We start from the raw sequence: 18,198 nt of genomic DNA on the forward strand, positions 1-18,198 counted from the left end.
AAATGGGCCTAGAGGATCGCTCTAAGCCCATGGATTTATTCTATAAAATTAAAGATCAAGGATAAGACGAGCAGGTTCTTCTAACAATTCTTTGATTGCTACAAGGAAACCTACCGCTTCTTTACCATCAATTAAACGGTGGTCATAAGAAAGTGCTAGATACATCATTGGCAAGATTTCTACTTGACCATTCACTGCCATAGGACGGTCTTGGATTTTGTGCATACCCAAGATTGCAGTTTGTGGTGTGTTCAAAATTGGGGTAGAAAGCAATGAACCGAAAGTACCACCGTTAGTAATAGTGAACGTACCGCCAGTCATGTCTTCAATGCCCAACTTACCGTCACGTGCCTTAACAGCATAAGCGCGAATACCGTTTTCTACTTCAGCATAGTTCATACGGTCAGTATCACGTAATACAGGAACTACTAGACCACGATCGCTTGATACAGCTACACCGATGTCATAGTAACCGTGATAAACAATGTCATCACCATCGATAGACGCGTTTACAGCTGGATAGCGTTTAAGTGCTTCAGTCGCTGCTTTAACGAAGAATGACATGAAGCCTAGACGTGCACCATGACGCTTTTCAAATGCATCTTTATATTGAGCACGCATTTCCATGATTGGTTTCATGTTCACTTCGTTGAACGTAGTCAACATTGCTGTTGATTGAGTTGCAGCAAGTAAACGTTCAGCAACACGTTTACGAAGACGAGTCATAGGAACACGTTTTTCGATACGTTCACCAACAGCCACACTTAACGGCGCAGCAGCAGGAGCAGCCGGTTTAGCTTGATGAGCTGCAACATCTTCTTTAGTGATGCGACCACCGCGACCAGTACCAGCTACATCGCTCGCTGCAATACCAGTTTCAGTCAATGCTTTACGCACTGCTGGAGCTTGATCAGCAACAGGTTGAGCACGCTCAACAACAGGTGCATTACCCGCTTGAGTTTGTGCAGCCGCTTGTTCAACTTTTTCTTCAGATTGAACTGCTTGAGTTTGAGCAGCGCCAGAAACAGCGCCCTCTTCAAACTGTGCAATCACTTCAGCTGAAAGAACTGTATCACCTTCATTTTTAATGATTGATGCAATTGTACCGTCAGCAGGAGCAACAACTTCTAAAACAACTTTATCAGTTTCAATATCGCAGATCACTTCATCACGTGATACAGCTTCACCTGGTTGTTTGTGCCAAGTTGCAATCGTACCGTCTGCAACTGACTCTGGGAATACCGGTGCTTTAATTTCGGTTGCCATTACTTAGAATCTCCTGATTGTTCAGCTGCAATCGCTAATGCGTCATTTACCAGCTGAGCTTGTTGTTTTGCATGCAAATATGGTGAACCGCAAGCTGGCGCAGCAGAAGCTGGACGACCTGCGTAGCTAACACGTACCTGTTTACCTGTTTTCATTACATCGTCATATAAACGAGGAGCAATGAATAACCAAGCACCTTGGTTTTTCGGCTCTTCTTGAGTCCAAACCACTTCTTTTAGATTTGGATAAGAAGCAAGTACTTCAGCAATACGTTGTTCTGGATATGGGTACAATTGTTCGATACGAACGATTGCAGTGTTGTTCAATTCCTGTTCACGACGTTTTTCAAGTAAATCGTAATAAACCTTACCACCACAAAGCACCAGACGAGTTACATCAGACTTGTTGATGTTGTCGATTTCGTCAATCACAGTCTGGAATGAACCATTTGCAAGCTCTTCAAGCGTAGAGGTTGCAAGTTTGTGACGAAGCAATGACTTCGGTGACATGATGATCATTGGTTTGCGGATTGGACGAAGTGCTTGACGACGCATCGCATGGAAAATTTGCGCAGGTGTAGTCGGTGTCATCACTTGCATGTTGTCTTCAGCACAAAGCTGCAAGAAACGCTCTAAACGTGCAGATGAATGTTCTGGACCCTGACCTTCAAAACCATGTGGAAGAAGCATAGTTAAACCACACACGCGTTCCCATTTAGTTTCGCCAGATGCGATGAACTGGTCAATCACGACTTGTGCACAGTTAGCGAAGTCACCGAACTGAGCTTCCCAGATAATCAAGCTCTTAGGAAGAGTCGTTGCATAACCGTATTCAAATGCAAGTACCGCCATTTCTGACAATAAAGAGTCATAAATTGCTGTACGTGGCTGGTTTTCTTTCAGATTACATAATGGAATGTAAGTTGAACCGTCTACCTGGTTATGCAATTTCGCATGACGGTGTGAGAAAGTACCACGACCGACGTCCTCACCAGTTAAACGAACCAGGAAGCCTTCATCTAGAATAGTGGCATACGCTAAAGTTTCTGCAGCCCCCCAGTTCAGCGGCATTTCACCAGTTTGCATTTTCAAGCGATCATCAATCACTTTTGCAACCTGACGCTGCATAACGAAGCCTTCTGGAAGCTCACGCATTTTAGTGCCGAGTTCTTTCAAGCGTTCGATTGGGAATGATGTATCCCATACGTCTGTGTACTCGTGACCCAGGTATGGAGACCAGTCGACAAACATTTTGGTATTTGGTTCAAGTACCAATGCATTGGCAACATGCTTGCCTGCTTCAAGGTCTGAACGGTATTGTTCAACCATTGCATCAGCAGCAGCGCGATCCAGAACATTTTGTTGTACAAGTTGGTCAGCATAAAGCGTACGAGTCGTCGCTTTTTTGTTAATCACTTGATACATCATTGGTTGAGTTGCAGCTGGCTCATCCGCTTCGTTGTGACCACGACGACGGTAACAGAACATGTCAATTACAACGTCTTTACGGAAAGTATGACGGAAGTCATGTGCCAATTGAGAAACAAACAATACAGCTTCAGGATCATCACCATTGACATGGAAGATCGGTGCCTGAATCATTTTCGCGATATCAGTACAGTATTCTGTAGAACGTGCATCACGTGGGTCAGAAGTTGTGAAGCCCACCTGGTTGTTAACAACGATGTGAACTGTACCACCTACAGTATAACCACGTGTTTGTGACATCTGGAAGGTTTCTTGGTTAACACCTTGACCTGCAAATGCTGCATCACCATGAACAATGATTGGCAATACATCATCACCACCAATGTCTTTGCGACGGACTTGACGTGCACGTACAGAACCTTCAACTACAGGTCCAACGATTTCCAAGTGAGATGGGTTAAATGCCAATGCCAAGTGAACTTCACCACCCGGTGTCATCACGTTAGATGAGAAACCTTGGTGATATTTAACGTCACCAGAACCTTTTTTGTGCAGTGATTTACCTTCAAACTCACCAAACAGGTCAGCCGGGTTTTTACCCATAATGTTGACCAGCAAGTTCAAACGGCCACGGTGCGGCATACCGATTACAACTTCTTTACAACCTACAGAGCCTGCACGTTGAATCAGTTCATTCACCATCGGGATGAAGGATTCACCACCTTCTACACCAAAGCGTTTTGCACCAACGTATTTATTACCGAGGTATTTTTCCAGACCTTCAGCTGCTGTCAGACGTTCTAAGACGTGTTTTTTCTGCTCAGCAGTGAAACCGAATTGACCTTTTGCACTTTCAAGGCGTTGTTGAATCCAGCGTTTTTCTTTGGTATCAACAATATGCATGTATTCAGCACCAATAGAAGCACAATAAGTTGCTTCCATCGCCTGAACCATTTCAGCTAGAGTTGCTTCACTCTTACCGATTGCAAGGTTGCCTGTGTTAAATACTGTATCTAAATCAGATTGAGTCAAACCATGCGCAGCAAGATCAAGATCAGGTACGATTTCACGCTTAGCCAAACCTAGTGGATCTAATTTTGCTTTTTGATGACCACGGTTACGATAAGCCGCAATTAGTTGCAATACGCCAATTTGACGACGCTCATGCTCAGAACTTACAGCACTTTGAATTACAGGTTGAACGCGACTTGAGTTGCGACCTAATAAAAGGAATTGCTCACGTACATTGCTATGTGGTTGATCACCTTTAGGGAATTTACCGAAGTATTCCTGCCAGTCAGCACCTACTGAATCTGGAGCCGTCAAATACTGCTCATAAAGTTCTTCAATATACGCTGCACTGTCAGCGCTAAGTTCAGTGTCAAGACGCAGTGCGTCAGCAACTTCTTGCATTTGTGGACCCATTTCCTATTGCAAAAACATTTTCAGGATGCTTTTTAAGCGAACCCATGATTAATAATGTCAAATTGGTAATATGACATTAGTCCCCATAAGGCATAAGCCATGAGGCGTGATCACTACATTAGGAATAACCCAATGTGAATAATGAATCATAACGCCCCCATTGGCATCATCACTCATTGATATATACTCGACCAAGACCGAGCAATTTTTTGCAAATCGACTTAGAAAAAATAACTACGCGACTTAATTTTTCTAAAGCGATTTATATCTATTTATAAACCTTATACATAATTTCAGATGTTGAAAAAATGTACGCAAATACAGTGCTTTTTTTAAATATAGCTTTGTGCCAAATCGTAACATGTTCTCCAGTTGCAATTGATTTTTTTGACACATACCTCTCATAACTCAGCGAAATACATATCCTCCATTTTCATCTAACATATGGTGCTTTATCTCATAATTAGATTCAATCTAGACCAAAGTCCTACCCCACGCCCACACATATAACAAAAGAGAGCTCAATATTTAAACTGGCTCTCTTTATATGCGTTATATGATAACATTTTAATCTCAACTTTGCAGATTCAAGCCTACAATTAGTGCTTTAATCACTCACTCAAACAATCCCACCACACTTAGATCGCTTTTAAGCAAGATTCCGTCTCTATACTTTAATCAATTATATATTTTTTAATAACACTTCACCCCCCTACTCCTGTCTATTCATATAGCCATTTAGTATTCCTTACCTATCTTACAACTATTAAAAGCATAAAAAAGCACACCCTAGGGTGTGCTTTTTTTGACTGGAGCAGATTAACCTGCTTGATCTAACAACATACTACGGATGTGACCGATAGCTTTAGTTGGATTAAGACCTTTAGGGCAAACTGATACACAGTTCATAATACCTTTACAGCGGAATAGCGAGAATGGATCGTCAAGACGAGCCAAACGCTCTTGTGTTCCAGTATCACGCGAGTCAATGATGAAGCGGTAAGCATTCAACAATGCTGAAGGACCCAAGAACTTGTCAGGGTTCCACCAGAATGACGGACATGAAGTCGAACAACATGCGCAAAGAATACATTCATATAAACCATCAAGGTGTTCACGCTCTTCAGGAGACTGTAAACGCTCTTTCGGTGGTGCAGGCTGGTTGTTGATCAAGAACGGATGAATTTTATTGTACTGATCATAGAACTGATTCATATCTACAACCAAGTCTTTAACCACTGGTAGACCTGGAAGTGGACGAACAGTAATCACTTCCGGTAAATCATTCAGGTTCCACAGACACGCCAAACCATTTTTACCATTGATGTTTACACCATCAGAACCACAAATACCTTCACGACATGAACGACGGAACGTTAAAGATTCGTCCTGCACTTTCAAAGCAAGAAGAGCATCAAGCAACATACGGTGCTTGTCTGTCAATTCAAGTTTAAAAGTTTGCATGTACGGTGCTTTATCCTTATCAGGATCGTAGCGGTAGATATTAAATGTACGAGTACCTCTACTCATCTTACTTCTCCCTATTAGAATGTACGTGGTTTAGGTGGAATTGCATCAACCGATAAAGGTTTGTAACGCACTGGCTTGTACTCAAGATGGTTATCAACAGAGAACCATAATGTGTGCTTCATCCACTCATCATCACGACGACCGTATGGATAGTCCGCATGTTCTGGCGGCAATTCAAAATCTACCACTGTATGCGCACCACGACATTCTTTACGAGCCGCAGCAGAAATCAGTGTTGCTTTCGCCACTTCATACAAGTTTTCAACTTCTAGAGCTTCAATACGTGCAGTGTTGAATACTTTAGATTTGTCTTTCAAGTGAATGTTACGAACACGTGGCTCAATCGCAAGAATTTGCTTCACACCTTCTTCAAGAAGTGCAGATGTACGGAATACACCAGCGTGGTCTTGAACGATGTCACGGATTGCATCAGCAACTTCTTGAGCGTTCTCACCTGAAGTTGACTCATCCAATTTACGAATACGCTCAACAGTTTGTTCAAGCACAGTCGTAGGAAGCGGTTGGTAGTCATCACCATGATGTTTAGTCACATAATCAATGATATGTTGACCAGCAGCTTTACCGAATACAACCAAGTCAAGCAATGAGTTTGTACCTAAACGGTTCGCACCATGTACAGATACACATGAACATTCACCAATTGCATAGAAACCTTTCACTGGCTTAGTGAAGTCACGGCCTTCCGCATTTGTAGAATAAACATCAGTATCTTTGTTGTAGTGTGCTTCAAGCGGAGTTGTTTCGCGAGATTCAGGAACCACAACCTGACCATGAATATTCGTTGGAATACCACCCATTTGATAATGGATTGTTGGTACTACTGGAATCGGCTCTTTGGTGATATCAACGTTCGCGAATTTCTTACCAATCTCGAATACAGATGGAAGACGTTTCATGATCGTATCTGCACCTAAGTGCGTCATATCAAGAAGAATGTAGTCACCTTTAGGACCACAACCACGACCTTCTTTGATTTCCTGGTCCATAGAACGTGATACGAAGTCACGTGGCGCCAAGTCTTTCAAAGTTGGAGCATAACGTTCCATGAACGGTTCGCCGTCTTTGTTACGAAGGATTGCACCTTCACCACGACAACCTTCAGTTAACAATACGCCTGCACCCGCAACACCCGTTGGGTGGAATTGCCAGAATTCCATATCTTGTAATGGAATACCTGCACGAGCCGCCATACCAAGACCGTCACCAGTATTGATATATGCGTTAGTAGATGCACGGTAAACACGACCTGCACCACCTGTAGCGAATAATGTCGCTTTCGCTTGGAATACTGCAATTTTACCAGTTTCCTGGTCAATAGCAGTTACACCAAGTACGTCACCAGCTTCGTTACGGATCAAGTCAAGTGCGATCCATTCTACGAAGAATTGCGTACCCATTTTCACGTTGCTTTGATAAAGCGTGTGAAGCAGTGCGTGACCTGTACGGTCGGCAGCAGCACATGCACGAGGAACTGCTTTTTCACCGTAGTTTGCAGAGTGACCGCCGAATGGACGTTGGTAAATTGTACCGTCTGCGTTACGGTCGAATGGCATACCCAGATGTTCTAATTCATAAACAACTTGTGGAGCCTCACGCGTCATAAATTCGATCGCGTCTTGGTCGCCCAACCAGTCTGAACCTTTAACCGTGTCATAGAAGTGGTAGTGCCAGTTATCTTCTTGCATATTACCAAGAGATGCACCAATACCGCCCTGTGCCGCTACAGTATGAGAACGTGTTGGGAACACTTTAGTCAGTACCGCAACTTTCAAACCCGCTTGAGCAAGCTGGTAAGATGCGCGCATACCTGAACCACCACCACCAACGATGACAGCATCGAAAGTTTCGTGTGGAATATTTGTGTAATCTTCTTTAGGGTTAATCGCGCCCATGATATTTTCCTATCAATTCGCCCAAAAAATCTGGATCGCCCAGATTGCATATGCAAATACAGCAATAATCACTGCTGAAGTCAGCACCAAACGCAAGCCCGAAGCTGAAGGACCCATTTGACGAGTAGTCACATAATCCGTGAATACCTGCCACATACCGATCCAAGCGTGTGCGACAAGAGATAAGACTGCCAATAAAGACATAATCTTCATTGGTAATGTCATCATAAAGCCAAACCATTGTTCATAGTTAAATCCACCATTCAGAAGGATCCAACCCAATACCACAACAGTATAAACAGCTAATACAACAGCACTTACGCGTTGGATATACCAATCGCGAGAACCTGAACCCGTTAAACCTGTAGCACTTTTCATTAGAGAACAATCCATACAAATGATGCGACAATCGAAATCGCAGCCAAGATCAATGAAATAGTAGCTGCCACACGACCACTTTGCAGTTCTTCAGCAAAACCAAGGTCAGCAAGTAAATGCTTAATACCCATAATAAAATGGAAAAGTAAGCCGGCTACAAATACCCATACGATAAAGCGCACAATGAAGCCACTAAAGATTGCCTGAACTTCAGCAAAACCCTCAGCAGAAGACAATGATTTGTCTAAAAGCCACAAAAGTACCGGTACAAGTAAAAATACGATGACACCAGAGAGACGGTGTAGAATTGATGCAATAGCCACAGGGGATTTTAAGTTTACTTCTAAAACTTGACCCATGGACAAATTGACAGGTCTGTTGCTTTTCACAGCGGGCATCCTGTAAGTAAAAACTCCATCCGGAGTTTGTTGGAATTAATTCGAAGGAAAGCTAGCATTTTTAGGCAATTACTCTATCCAGTAACACCTAAACTTAAAACGACACTGAATTATAAAACGTGAACTATCAAAATACAAACAGTCACATTTAGCTTTTCCATAAAAAAGCATCAAATAAGAATCATTAACATAAAATCCCCAATGCAAGCAGACAAAATACATCTAAGAAAACAGAGCTATATGTTTGGTTTTTATTAAATAAAATTAAATTTTATTTATCGTTTTTAGCTTTGAGAATTAAATTTATTTATTTAGACTAAAGATGAACAAAGAATCATTATATTTTACAACAATCTTAGCTGTATTTATATCATTTATAACAATTTTCATTTCCATTAGAAATATATAGTATTTATAATAATTATATCAATCCAACTTCATGAAATGAAATAACCACTTAGTCTGTGCATAACTTCTTTATATGGCAAAATCATGCTGATTTTTTCTGCAAAATTATGGTTTATTTTATCCAATTTGGACAAATAACCGGCATTTCAGCACATATTTGGCAGCTATTTTTTAACCAAACAAACTTAATTTCACTTTTCATTTATCGCTTTTAATTATGACTAAAAAATCAGCAAAAAATACAATAAAAAGATGTAAGTTACGAAAATTATAATAATTTAAAATATTAGGCTTGACGTAAATTCGGAACCTATCAGAGTTTTTAGGAATTAAAAATTGCCTACAATTCCCACAACATGCATATTTTTTTCTGCAACTTATTTTCATTTGACTTATTATACAGCGTCGATACTGATATTTTCCTCATGGCTACTGGATTTTTTTGATCCAACCCCGGTGAGGGCGTCGCTTTATCCATAAGTATAATTGACAAAATTTCAGTACTCACTAATCTTATAGCAAATTTTTGACCCGTCTGATTCGCGCATTAAAAGATTAGTACTACGAGTCAGATAAAACATTCACCAGGACAGGAGATCTATTGAATGTCTGCAGCAACTGGCAAAAAAGCCGTTTTACAGCTTGATGGCAAAGAAATTGAATTACCAATTTACAGCGGCACATTGGGCCCAGATGTAATCGACGTTAAAGATGTGTTGGCCGCAGGTCACTTTACTTTTGATCCTGGTTTTATGGCAACAGCTGCATGTGAATCTAAAATCACATTCATCGATGGTAACAAAGGTGTTCTTCTACACCGCGGTTACCCAATCGACCAGCTTGCAACTAAAGCAGACTATTTAGAAACTTGCTACTTATTGTTAAACGGCGAACTTCCAACAGCTGAACAAAAAGTAGAATTTGATGCTAAAGTTCGTAACCACACTATGGTTCACGACCAAGTTAGCCGTTTCTTCAATGGTTTCCGTCGTGATGCTCACCCGATGGCAATTATGGTTGGTGTAGTTGGTGCGCTTTCTGCGTTCTATCACAACAACTTGGACATCGAAGATGTTAACCACCGTGAAATTACTGCAATCCGCTTGATTGCTAAAGTTCCTACGCTAGCAGCTTGGAGCTACAAATATACAGTTGGTCAACCATTCGTTTACCCACGTAATGACTTGAGCTACGCTGAAAACTTCTTGTACATGATGTTTGCTACTCCTGCAGACAAAGACTACAAAGTTAACCCAATTCTTGCTAAAGCAATGGATCGTATCTTCACGCTTCATGCTGACCACGAACAAAACGCATCTACTTCTACAGTACGTTTAGCCGGTTCTACTGGTGCTAACCCTTACGCATGTATCGCTGCGGGTATCTCTGCACTTTGGGGTCCTGCTCACGGTGGTGCGAACGAAGCCGTTCTTAAGATGCTTGATGAAATCGGCACTGTAGAAAACGTTGCGGGCTTCATGGAAAAAGTGAAGACTAAAGAAGTTAAACTTATGGGCTTCGGTCACCGAGTTTATAAAAACTTCGATCCACGCGCGAAAGTAATGAAAGAAACTTGTGATGAAGTTCTTGGTGCGCTTGGTATCAACGATCCACAACTTGCTCTTGCAATGGAACTTGAACGCATTGCGTTGTCTGATGAATACTTCATCAAACGTAACTTATACCCTAACGTAGACTTCTATTCAGGTATCATCCTTAAAGCGATTGGTATTCCGACTGAAATGTTTACTGTAATCTTCGCTCTTGCACGTACAGTGGGCTGGATCAGCCACTGGTTAGAAATGCACAGCGGCCCTTACAAAATCGGTCGTCCACGTCAGCTTTACACTGGTGAAGTTCAACGTGACATCCAAGGTCGTTAATTCTTTACGAATTAATGATTTAAAAAAACCGCCCTTCCGGGCGGTTTTTTTACGTCTTTCAATCAAGCCTCTACTCCATGCAATAAAATTTTACTCAACCCGAATCCTGTTTAAGCCAATGTTTGCATAATACGAACCACTGGCTTGATTTTTTATGACAAAGTTGATAGACACATAACAATGCATAAACTCCAGATAAGTACCCGTCGATGCTTCTCGTTTTACTCGTCACCAAATGATTTTTTCTTTTAACAAGCTAAATAACCCTAGTTACGGATAAGCTAAATTTCTAACGACATGAATTTTTGGCTTATTCTTCTGACAGAGTTGATAAGCACATAAAGATGAAAATATGCCTGCTAGAAAACCGGAAATAGTCCGATGTTTACTGCTTACTAAATGGTATTTTTCTTTCAATAAGCCAATTAACGTTTCAATTTTTTTCCGCTGTCTCAAGTGGTATTCATCAGAAAAAGGCAATAGACTTACTCGCATATTCTTTCTAGGATAAGTAATTAAATCAATATCTTGCTCTAATAATTTAGTTTTTATTGATTTTCCAATACAACCTCTATCTCCATAAACAGTTGCCAATAAGCCATCAACTAATTCTTCGATTTTTATAATGTCTGCAATGTGTCCAGTGGATAAAACTGTTTTCACAATTTGTCCTTCACTATTCATGAGAAGGTGTAATTTGCAACCATAAAACCAGTCTATAGAACTTTTGCCACGAGAAGCAATATCCTCCAAAGCATGGTGGCCTCTAGGACTTCTTTTGTTTTTACAAACAGGTAAAGGTGTTGAGTCAATCCATAGATATTGACATGCTTGTCCTTTGCTTAAAGCACGGTGTAGTGCATGAATCGCAAGCTGATGTTGGTTAATCAGGCTGAGCATATTTTTATAGCAAGGCAAAGACTTAAATAATTTACTCTCAAATTGATAAAGCAATTGGAAAAATGTTTTAAAATTATTTACTTGCGATGTTTTATAACAAATTGCAATCGTCACAATTTCAGAGAGGGATAAGGTTGCTAATCGAATTCGTTTACGCTTATTTTCCTGCTTGAGAAATTGCCAATAGATAGGTTCAAATTTCTTAAAAAAATCATCAATAACACAGAAGATTTCTGTAAAATCAAACATGGTGGTTAGAGTCTTTGGTTTGTGTAGTAACTTTCTAAATGGCTCTAACCATCTTTTTTTCAAGCGGTTTTCTTATCCGTAATTCGGGTTAAATAAAGTCTCTATTTTATTAGGCTGCTTTAAGTGATATTCATCTGATGTAGAGAGTCGAGTGGATTTCATAACTGATTCATAATTAAGTACAGCTTACAATCAAAGAACCATCCCATTGAGCTTTTGCCGCGGGTTGCAATCGCTGCCTAGAGATTTATGCGTTGAATCCGCTGATTTTTGCATACAGTTAGCGTAGTTGAATCAATCCATAAATAATGACTTTAACAATCTTTCATCCAGGAAAAATGTAAAGCATGCAGCGCCAATTAATGAGCTCTGATGAGATGAACCATCCGCTGGTAACATGGTAAATATCGAAAGAGTTGACCTTGATTTTGCCTTAATAAAAAAGAAGAAGGCTTTGAAATTATTGAAATAAGAGTATTTATACCAAATGGCAATGAACACGATTTCTGAAAGTTGCAATTGAGTAGACAGTATTCTCAAACGCTTATTGCTATATTTTAAAAATTCCCAATAGCTTGCTTCAAATTTCTGAAAAAAGCCATCGAACATGGTCATTAAAGACGTAGGTTATGTGGTAACTCCCTCATGGTTTTTTAGCTGCCTTTTTTTTCAAGTCTATTTCTTATGTGCGATTCAGATTTTCTTAAATTAAACAATATATTTTCAGGCTTAGCTATACTTTTATATAAATATCAAAGAAATAAGTCCGTAAACGGATTTTCCCAGATTTAAACTTCTCAGTAAATTCATTTTGAATTGATCTTTAAATTCTATTGTTAAACTTGTATCTAACTTCTTATCCATCACGGGTAATAAGAATTCAAATTTTCTTCAGCATCGTTACAATATCAAATCAAAGAATTGAACAAATTTCCCTTCCTTGACATTTATTCTCGCCTTACTTTGTGAATAGAATTTACCCTACAAACAGTAAAATGAAACTTTATGTTCCAAAAATTTAGGTTCTGGTTATTGTTCAAACTTTATTTAATGTTTGATATTCATAACTTTCGTTTTCGGCAGTTGACCACTGGTGAGATAAATCTTGCACGGCAAGTTTTCGGTAATTTAATCAATTACAATGAAGTTCAAATATTGAATATCAAATATCTTCCCTGGCAACCCATAAATATGTATATGGCTCCCAATGGCAACATTTTTATGAATAACGAAAATTTTTGTGAAGATTTCTCTCGGCGATCTAAACAAATGCAAGGTTTGTTCATACATGAGATGACCCATATTTATCAATATCAGTCCAATATCAATGTTCTGTTACACGGTGCTATACTGCAGTCCAAATATTTTTTGAGTTTTAAAAAATATAATCCTTATAAATACCACTTTATTGCGAGCAAACCGTTTCATACATACAACATTGAACAACAAGGAGAGATTGCCCAGGACATATTCTTTAAAAATATCCCCAACATTATTTTAAATAATGAACACCTCATACAGTAATTCTTGCAGGCTGATCCTAGACAGTATCGTGGACAACCAGCCCCTCTAAACTTTTAATATATTTCTGTTCAAAGGCTTCTGGACTTAACCAGCCGTTTGCAGAATGTCTTCTGACTCGATTGTAATAAATTTCAATATAGTCAAACAAGACAGCATTCGCTTCTTTTCGAGTCGAAAACACACTGCCATGTACCACATGACCTTTTAATGTATGAAAGAAGCTTTCAGTCACTGCATTATCCCAACAGTTTCCACGTCTAGACATACTCTGAGTACAATCATTTTTCAGTAACAGCGCTCTAAAATCACGACTACAGTACTGTGAGCCTTGGTCCGAATGAACCATAACACCAGTTGGATAACCCTGACGAGCCATTGCATAGTTAAACGTATCACACACCAACTGGCGGTCTATTCGATGGCTGGTTTGCCACCCCACGATACGACGGCTAAATAAATCTAGCATCACACATAAATACAACCAACCTTCTTTAGTGCGGATATAGGTAATGTCTGTTGTCCAGACTTTATTAGGCTGAGTAACTGTAAATTGGCGATCCAACAAGTTGGGTGCTGTAGGCAAACGATGGGTTGAATCAGTCGTATGCTTGTATTTACGTGCAATCCTGCTACGTAAACCAAGCTTTTTTAGCATCCTTCCAATAGTACGTTCGCTCATGTTGTAACCTAAATCATGCATGTCATGTACTAATGAAGGTGCACCCAATCGTGCATGATGCTGCCAATATACGGCTTTTAAGTCATTATATTTCTGTGCCGTATTGGCTTGACGTTTTCGCCAGGCATAATAGCCTGAAGTGCTGACACCTAGGTATTTACAGGCAGAAGATACAGTGACTTCATTCATATCTAGATCTTGAATTACCGTGTACTTTTCTTGGCATGATCTGTTAGAAAGTACACATGCGCTTTTTTTAAGATGTCATTGGCTTCCTTGAGCTGTTTGACTTCTTTCTCTAATTCCACGATCCGCTGTTGTTCTGGTGAAAGTTGACGTTTGCTTGAACCTGCCGGATTGGTTTCACGAATCCATTTATCTAATGTTGAATAACCCACACCTAATTTCTGGGCGATTGCAGCTACAGACTCGTGTGAGTTTGAAAGTGCATAATCAATCGCTTGCTGTTTAAATTCGGGACTAAAACGTTTAGCCATTTCTTGAATCTCCAAAGATTAAAGTTACGTTATCTTTAGAGGGACGTGCTGTCCATTATTTTGTCTAGGATCAAAATTCAGATTTTTTTTTGTTTTTTTCTCTATAAACGATGCAATTCGTATATAGTATCGAATTGCTAATTATTGATTAATACTTCTATTTTATTTGTCGTCACGTACACAGCATTGAACGCATAATCATAATAAATCTAAGTCTGTGTATACATCCCTATAGGTAATAGGATTAAGTTGGAATGAAAAGTTTTAAAATTGCCCTTGCACAATTCTCTCCGCATATTGGCAATATCGAAGCAAACACTCAAAAGATGCTTGAACAGATAAATGAAGCCAAAAAACAAAAAGCTGATTTAATTCTCTTCCCGGAGCTTTCAACTGTAGGCTACCCTGCAGAAGATCTATTACTCCGTCCTAGCTTGGCAAAACGCACGCAAAAAGCATTTGAGCTGCTCAGTCAAGTCAAAGACATTGTGATGGTTTTTGGTTTTGTCAATCAGAGTGAAGAGGGTCACCGCTACAACTCTGCGGCCGTAATGAAAGATGGACAAGTACTGGGTGTTTACAACAAACAAAACTTGCCAAACTACAGTGTATTTGATGAAAAACGTTATTTCAGCGAAGGCCATCAACACCTTGTTTTTGAATATTTAGGTCATAAGTTTGGCGTGCTGATTTGTGAAGATATTTGGTCACTGAGTACCGTGCATCAGTTATCTCAACTGAATGTTGAAACAGCTTTGGTCTTAAATGCTTCACCTTATGAAGTAGGTAAACCGCAACATCGTGTCACTACCATGAGTCAACTGGCTAAACAGTTGAATATTAATCTAGTCTATACCAACCAGATTGGTGGTCAAGATGACCTAATTTTTGATGGTACCAGCTTTGTGATCAATAAAGATGGCAATATTGCTTTACAGGCAGCCAGCTTTAAAGAAGATCTTTATTACGCCGAATATGAAGCCGAACAAAAAGCCTATAAAGTCGGAACAGTAACACCTGCTTTAGATACCTTGGCTGAAATCTATCAAGGTCTGGTTTTAGCAACTCGTGATTATGTTCAGCGTTCTGGTTTTCCTGGCGTGATTCTTGGTTTATCGGGTGGCATTGACTCGGCATTAACACTGGCAATCGCGGTTGATGCGATTGGTGCAGATAAAGTTCAGGCCGTGATGATGCCTTATACTTACACCGCACAAATCAGTGTAGAAGATGCAGCTGCACAGGCGAAAACCATGGGTGTAACTTTCGGTATTGCTGAAATCAATCCAATCGTGAACAGCTTCATGCAAACCCTATATCCATTCTTTGGTAACAGCCCTGCAGATGCCACTGAAGAAAATCTACAAGCCCGTGCTCGTGGTACCTTACTGATGGGCTTGTCGAACAAGTTTGGTAATCTGGTTTTATCTACCGGCAACAAGTCTGAACTTTCTGTAGGTTACTGCACCCTGTATGGCGATATGGTTGGCGGTTATGCGGTGCTGAAAGACGTGTATAAAACCATTGTGTTTGAACTGGCGAAATACCGTAACAGCATTTCAGAGACTCCAGTCATTCCAGAGCGTGTCATTACTCGCCCACCTTCTGCAGAACTGCGTCCAGACCAGAAAGACCAAGACTCTTTACCTGCCTATGAAGTACTGGATGCCATTCTTTATTCTTATATTGAAGAAGATATGAGCCAGGATGACATTATCGCCAAAGGCTTTGATAAAGCAGTGGTGGAAAAAGTCATTCGCCTGGTAGATCGTAATGAATATAAACGTCGTCAAGGTGCGATTGGCCCGCGTATCAGCTCACGCGCATTTACCCGTGAACGCCGTTATCCAATTATGAATGGATGGGCACCAGGTGTCTAAGAAACACCTAGCCCAACAGTTTGCTCAAGCGCTTATGCTTGAGCAAACCCGCTTTATAAAAAAACAATTATTAGCAGAACAACATAATCCTTATATCGAAAAATTTGTTCATCATATTTATATTTCTTCAGATCAGATTGCTTTAAAACAGATTATTCAACTTGAATCGCTACAAGAGGTGGTTCAAAAATATGCCTTTGAATTGAATCTAGGTGCTGAAATTTTAGAGTTCATCGGGGTTGTTTCTCAAAGAATTCATCAGCTGGCAATGAACAGCCAGACTCAAATCAACACCCTGCTGTCTGATGAAACTTTTGAACTCTGGATGTACAAGATTCTCGAACTGGATCAGTTGCGTCACTACATCCATGATAATTTGCAGCACAATCCGCAAGTCGAACATGTCAGTTTACAGCTAGCGAACCAGATTCTTGAAAGTAATACGCCTTGGCTGGATCATCTACGCAAGCTCAATACCCATCAACAAGGTTTAGGTTCCAAGATACTCAGTTTTATTCAAGACCAGCAACAGGCTATTGAACTCAAGCTGGAGCAGCAACTTGCTCACGCTCTGGTTAAACAACTTGCCAATCTGTTTTTACTGCCGAATGAAGAGCTGGCAGATATCAGCCTGCATTTATGGGAAGATATTAAACAAAGAACCTTGCGGGAAACTTTTTCCCAATTCCAGCCCATAGACTTTGAAGAGTTCTTTATTCTGGTCTATGAAACCTGGCGACAGTTAAGACAAACAGAATACCTGCAACAGGTGGTTTTGGATGTGGTGGCTGGCTTTTATGACTATTTCGCCAACTACAGCTTACAGGAACTGTTGCAATCTGTCGGACTAGATGAAGAAGACTTACATCAGGAAGCCCACCGTTTTATGCCCTACACTCTTCAAGCCCTAGAACAACAAGGATTGCTAGACGGGATTATTCTGGCGCTGATTTCACCTTTTTATGCCAGCGAAACTACTCATCAATTTATTGAGCAATATCTTCAAGAAAGGTTTTAATTTCTTATACAGGCTCTGTTGGCATTTTACTAATGGATGGTTAACAGACCTTTTTCTGCTTCTGAGAATCGACCTGACTTTTTTGAACCATAAAAAAAGAGACCATGCTGAGAGCATGGTCTATAAAAATGGTGGCTATGACGGGACTTGAACCTGTGACCCCCGCATTATGAGTGCGGTGCTCTAACCAACTGAGCTACATAGCCATAAACTGTGTGCGCATTATCTAGATTTCGACAACTAGCGTCAAGCCCTTTATTTTATGAGTGTTCAGAGTTTGAGCGTTTTATTTTTTTTCAGTTAATATTTAAACAAAACAGCGATTTATTCCAGCTATTTCCTACTTAAACCTTAAAATTAAAGCACTGAAATATTGAAATAAAATGCATCTCAAATTCATCGCCATCAGCTTAATTCCCCTAATTAGTGGCTCCTCTGCCAGTTAGTTTCACCCATATTCGTCGATTACAATGGAGTCTGTATGGATTGGTGATGGATCAACAATCAACAACTTTTGACCATGTAGCAAAAGCACAGCCCCCAGTACAACGCAGTCAAGCACAGCAAAAGCTCTATCGTATTGAGCAGATTCCGCAAGATCAGAAATTAGCAGTTGCTACGCAAAACCAGATTGCTTTGCTCTATGCACAGTTTCATCTTACTAAAAATAAAATCGATCAATTGCAACAGATCGTGTTTGGAAAAGATAAAAAGCCAAAAATTCTGGAAAATATAAGCAAAAATTTCCTAAAGTAAAACTCGATGCCAGTGCAATTCAATGTAAATAATGATTTTTTAAGATAAATTTTAGACATAAAAAAAG

General features: G+C 40.0%; 12 protein-coding genes, 1 tRNA gene and 1 pseudogene. 4 read left to right on the top strand and 10 right to left on the bottom strand.

The window, feature by feature from the left end; genetic code table 11:
• Positions 1-48: 48 nt before the first annotated feature.
• The 6 genes from odhB to sdhC form a co-directional block, all read right to left on the bottom strand.
• Positions 49-1,266, bottom strand: coding sequence for a 2-oxoglutarate dehydrogenase complex dihydrolipoyllysine-residue succinyltransferase (gene odhB, locus ACE01T_RS02325; protein WP_180042365.1), 1,218 nt, complete (start codon positions 1,264-1,266; stop codon positions 49-51).
• Positions 1,266-4,106, bottom strand: a complete 2,841-nt coding sequence (locus ACE01T_RS02330; RefSeq protein WP_086196928.1) for a 2-oxoglutarate dehydrogenase E1 component — start codon at positions 4,104-4,106, stop codon at positions 1,266-1,268. Before ACE01T_RS02330 ends, odhB begins: the two co-directional genes overlap by 1 nt.
• A gap of 831 nt (positions 4,107-4,937) precedes the next feature.
• Positions 4,938-5,648 (bottom strand): succinate dehydrogenase iron-sulfur subunit, encoded by a 711-nt coding sequence (locus tag ACE01T_RS02335; protein ID WP_086196822.1) that lies wholly within the window; start codon positions 5,646-5,648, stop codon positions 4,938-4,940.
• Between the two features lie 14 nt (positions 5,649-5,662).
• Entirely contained in the window at positions 5,663-7,561 is a 1,899-nt protein-coding gene (locus ACE01T_RS02340; protein WP_086196823.1) for an FAD-binding protein, read from the bottom strand.
• A 12-nt stretch (positions 7,562-7,573) separates the two neighbouring features.
• Positions 7,574-7,939: a succinate dehydrogenase, hydrophobic membrane anchor protein gene (sdhD, locus tag ACE01T_RS02345; protein WP_180042367.1), complete on the bottom strand. Its 366-nt coding sequence runs from the start codon at positions 7,937-7,939 to the stop codon at positions 7,574-7,576.
• Positions 7,939-8,337 (bottom strand): succinate dehydrogenase, cytochrome b556 subunit, encoded by a 399-nt coding sequence (gene sdhC, locus ACE01T_RS02350; RefSeq protein WP_131273317.1) that lies wholly within the window; start codon positions 8,335-8,337, stop codon positions 7,939-7,941. Before sdhC ends, sdhD begins: the two co-directional genes overlap by 1 nt.
• A 1,013-nt stretch (positions 8,338-9,350) precedes the next feature.
• On the opposite strand from sdhC, the gene gltA reads away from it, so the two are divergent.
• Entirely contained in the window at positions 9,351-10,628 is a 1,278-nt protein-coding gene (gene gltA, locus ACE01T_RS02355; RefSeq protein WP_086196825.1) for a citrate synthase, read from the top strand.
• A gap of 270 nt (positions 10,629-10,898) precedes the next feature.
• On the opposite strand, the gene ACE01T_RS02360 is transcribed toward gltA, so the two are convergent.
• The 3 genes and pseudogenes from ACE01T_RS02360 to ACE01T_RS02370 all read right to left on the bottom strand — a co-directional run bounded on the left by ACE01T_RS02360 (position 10,899) and on the right by ACE01T_RS02370 (position 14,477).
• Entirely contained in the window at positions 10,899-11,777 is an 879-nt protein-coding gene (locus ACE01T_RS02360) for an IS982 family transposase (RefSeq protein ID WP_395518663.1), read from the bottom strand.
• A gap of 164 nt (positions 11,778-11,941) precedes the next feature.
• Positions 11,942-12,392 (bottom strand): annotated as a pseudogene (locus ACE01T_RS02365) (transposase); the annotation flags it as partial.
• Between the two features lie 925 nt (positions 12,393-13,317).
• A protein-coding gene (locus tag ACE01T_RS02370) for an IS3 family transposase (protein ID WP_087514482.1) occupies positions 13,318-14,477 on the bottom strand; the annotation gives its coding sequence in 2 pieces (ribosomal slippage) (positions 13,318-14,243 and positions 14,243-14,477; 1,161 coding nt in all).
• 254 nt (positions 14,478-14,731) lie between these two features.
• Here ACE01T_RS02370 and ACE01T_RS02375 point away from each other — a divergent pair.
• Together ACE01T_RS02375 and ACE01T_RS02380 are read left to right on the top strand one after the other, a co-directional pair.
• A complete protein-coding gene (locus ACE01T_RS02375) occupies positions 14,732-16,357 on the top strand; it encodes an NAD+ synthase (protein ID WP_395518653.1) in 1,626 nt (541 codons plus the stop codon).
• Entirely contained in the window at positions 16,350-17,375 is a 1,026-nt protein-coding gene (locus tag ACE01T_RS02380; protein ID WP_395518654.1) for a hypothetical protein, read from the top strand. Before ACE01T_RS02375 ends, ACE01T_RS02380 begins: the two co-directional genes overlap by 8 nt.
• Before the next feature lie 129 nt (positions 17,376-17,504).
• Here ACE01T_RS02380 and ACE01T_RS02385 read toward each other — a convergent pair.
• Positions 17,505-17,581: transfer RNA gene (locus tag ACE01T_RS02385), tRNA-Met, on the bottom strand.
• Positions 17,582-17,867: 286 nt separating this feature from the next.
• Here ACE01T_RS02385 and ACE01T_RS02390 point away from each other — a divergent pair.
• Positions 17,868-18,131 carry a hypothetical protein gene (locus tag ACE01T_RS02390; RefSeq protein WP_257221636.1) on the top strand — a complete coding sequence of 88 codons (264 nt, stop codon included), beginning with the start codon at positions 17,868-17,870 and terminating at the stop codon, positions 18,129-18,131.
• Positions 18,132-18,198 lie beyond the last annotated feature (67 nt).

It is taken from the genome of Acinetobacter uliginosus, assembly GCF_044130295.1.
In the GTDB taxonomy this organism is placed as follows: domain Bacteria; phylum Pseudomonadota; class Gammaproteobacteria; order Pseudomonadales; family Moraxellaceae; genus Acinetobacter.

Coding starts and splice junctions, on each gene's coding strand:
- odhB (WP_180042365.1), bottom strand. CDS start 1,266: ATGGCAACCGAAATTAAAGCACCGGTATTCCCAGAGTCAGTTGCAGAC.
- ACE01T_RS02330 (WP_086196928.1), bottom strand. CDS start 4,106: ATGCAAGAAGTTGCTGACGCACTGCGTCTTGACACTGAACTTAGCGCT.
- ACE01T_RS02335 (WP_086196822.1), bottom strand. CDS start 5,648: ATGAGTAGAGGTACTCGTACATTTAATATCTACCGCTACGATCCTGAT.
- ACE01T_RS02340 (WP_086196823.1), bottom strand. CDS start 7,561: ATGGGCGCGATTAACCCTAAAGAAGATTACACAAATATTCCACACGAA.
- sdhD (WP_180042367.1), bottom strand. CDS start 7,939: ATGAAAAGTGCTACAGGTTTAACGGGTTCAGGTTCTCGCGATTGGTAT.
- sdhC (WP_131273317.1), bottom strand. CDS start 8,337: ATGCCCGCTGTGAAAAGCAACAGACCTGTCAATTTGTCCATGGGTCAA.
- gltA (WP_086196825.1), top strand. CDS start 9,351: ATGTCTGCAGCAACTGGCAAAAAAGCCGTTTTACAGCTTGATGGCAAA.
- ACE01T_RS02360 (WP_395518663.1), bottom strand. CDS start 11,777: ATGTTTGATTTTACAGAAATCTTCTGTGTTATTGATGATTTTTTTAAG.
- ACE01T_RS02375 (WP_395518653.1), top strand. CDS start 14,732: ATGAAAAGTTTTAAAATTGCCCTTGCACAATTCTCTCCGCATATTGGC.
- ACE01T_RS02390 (WP_257221636.1), top strand. CDS start 17,868: ATGGATCAACAATCAACAACTTTTGACCATGTAGCAAAAGCACAGCCC.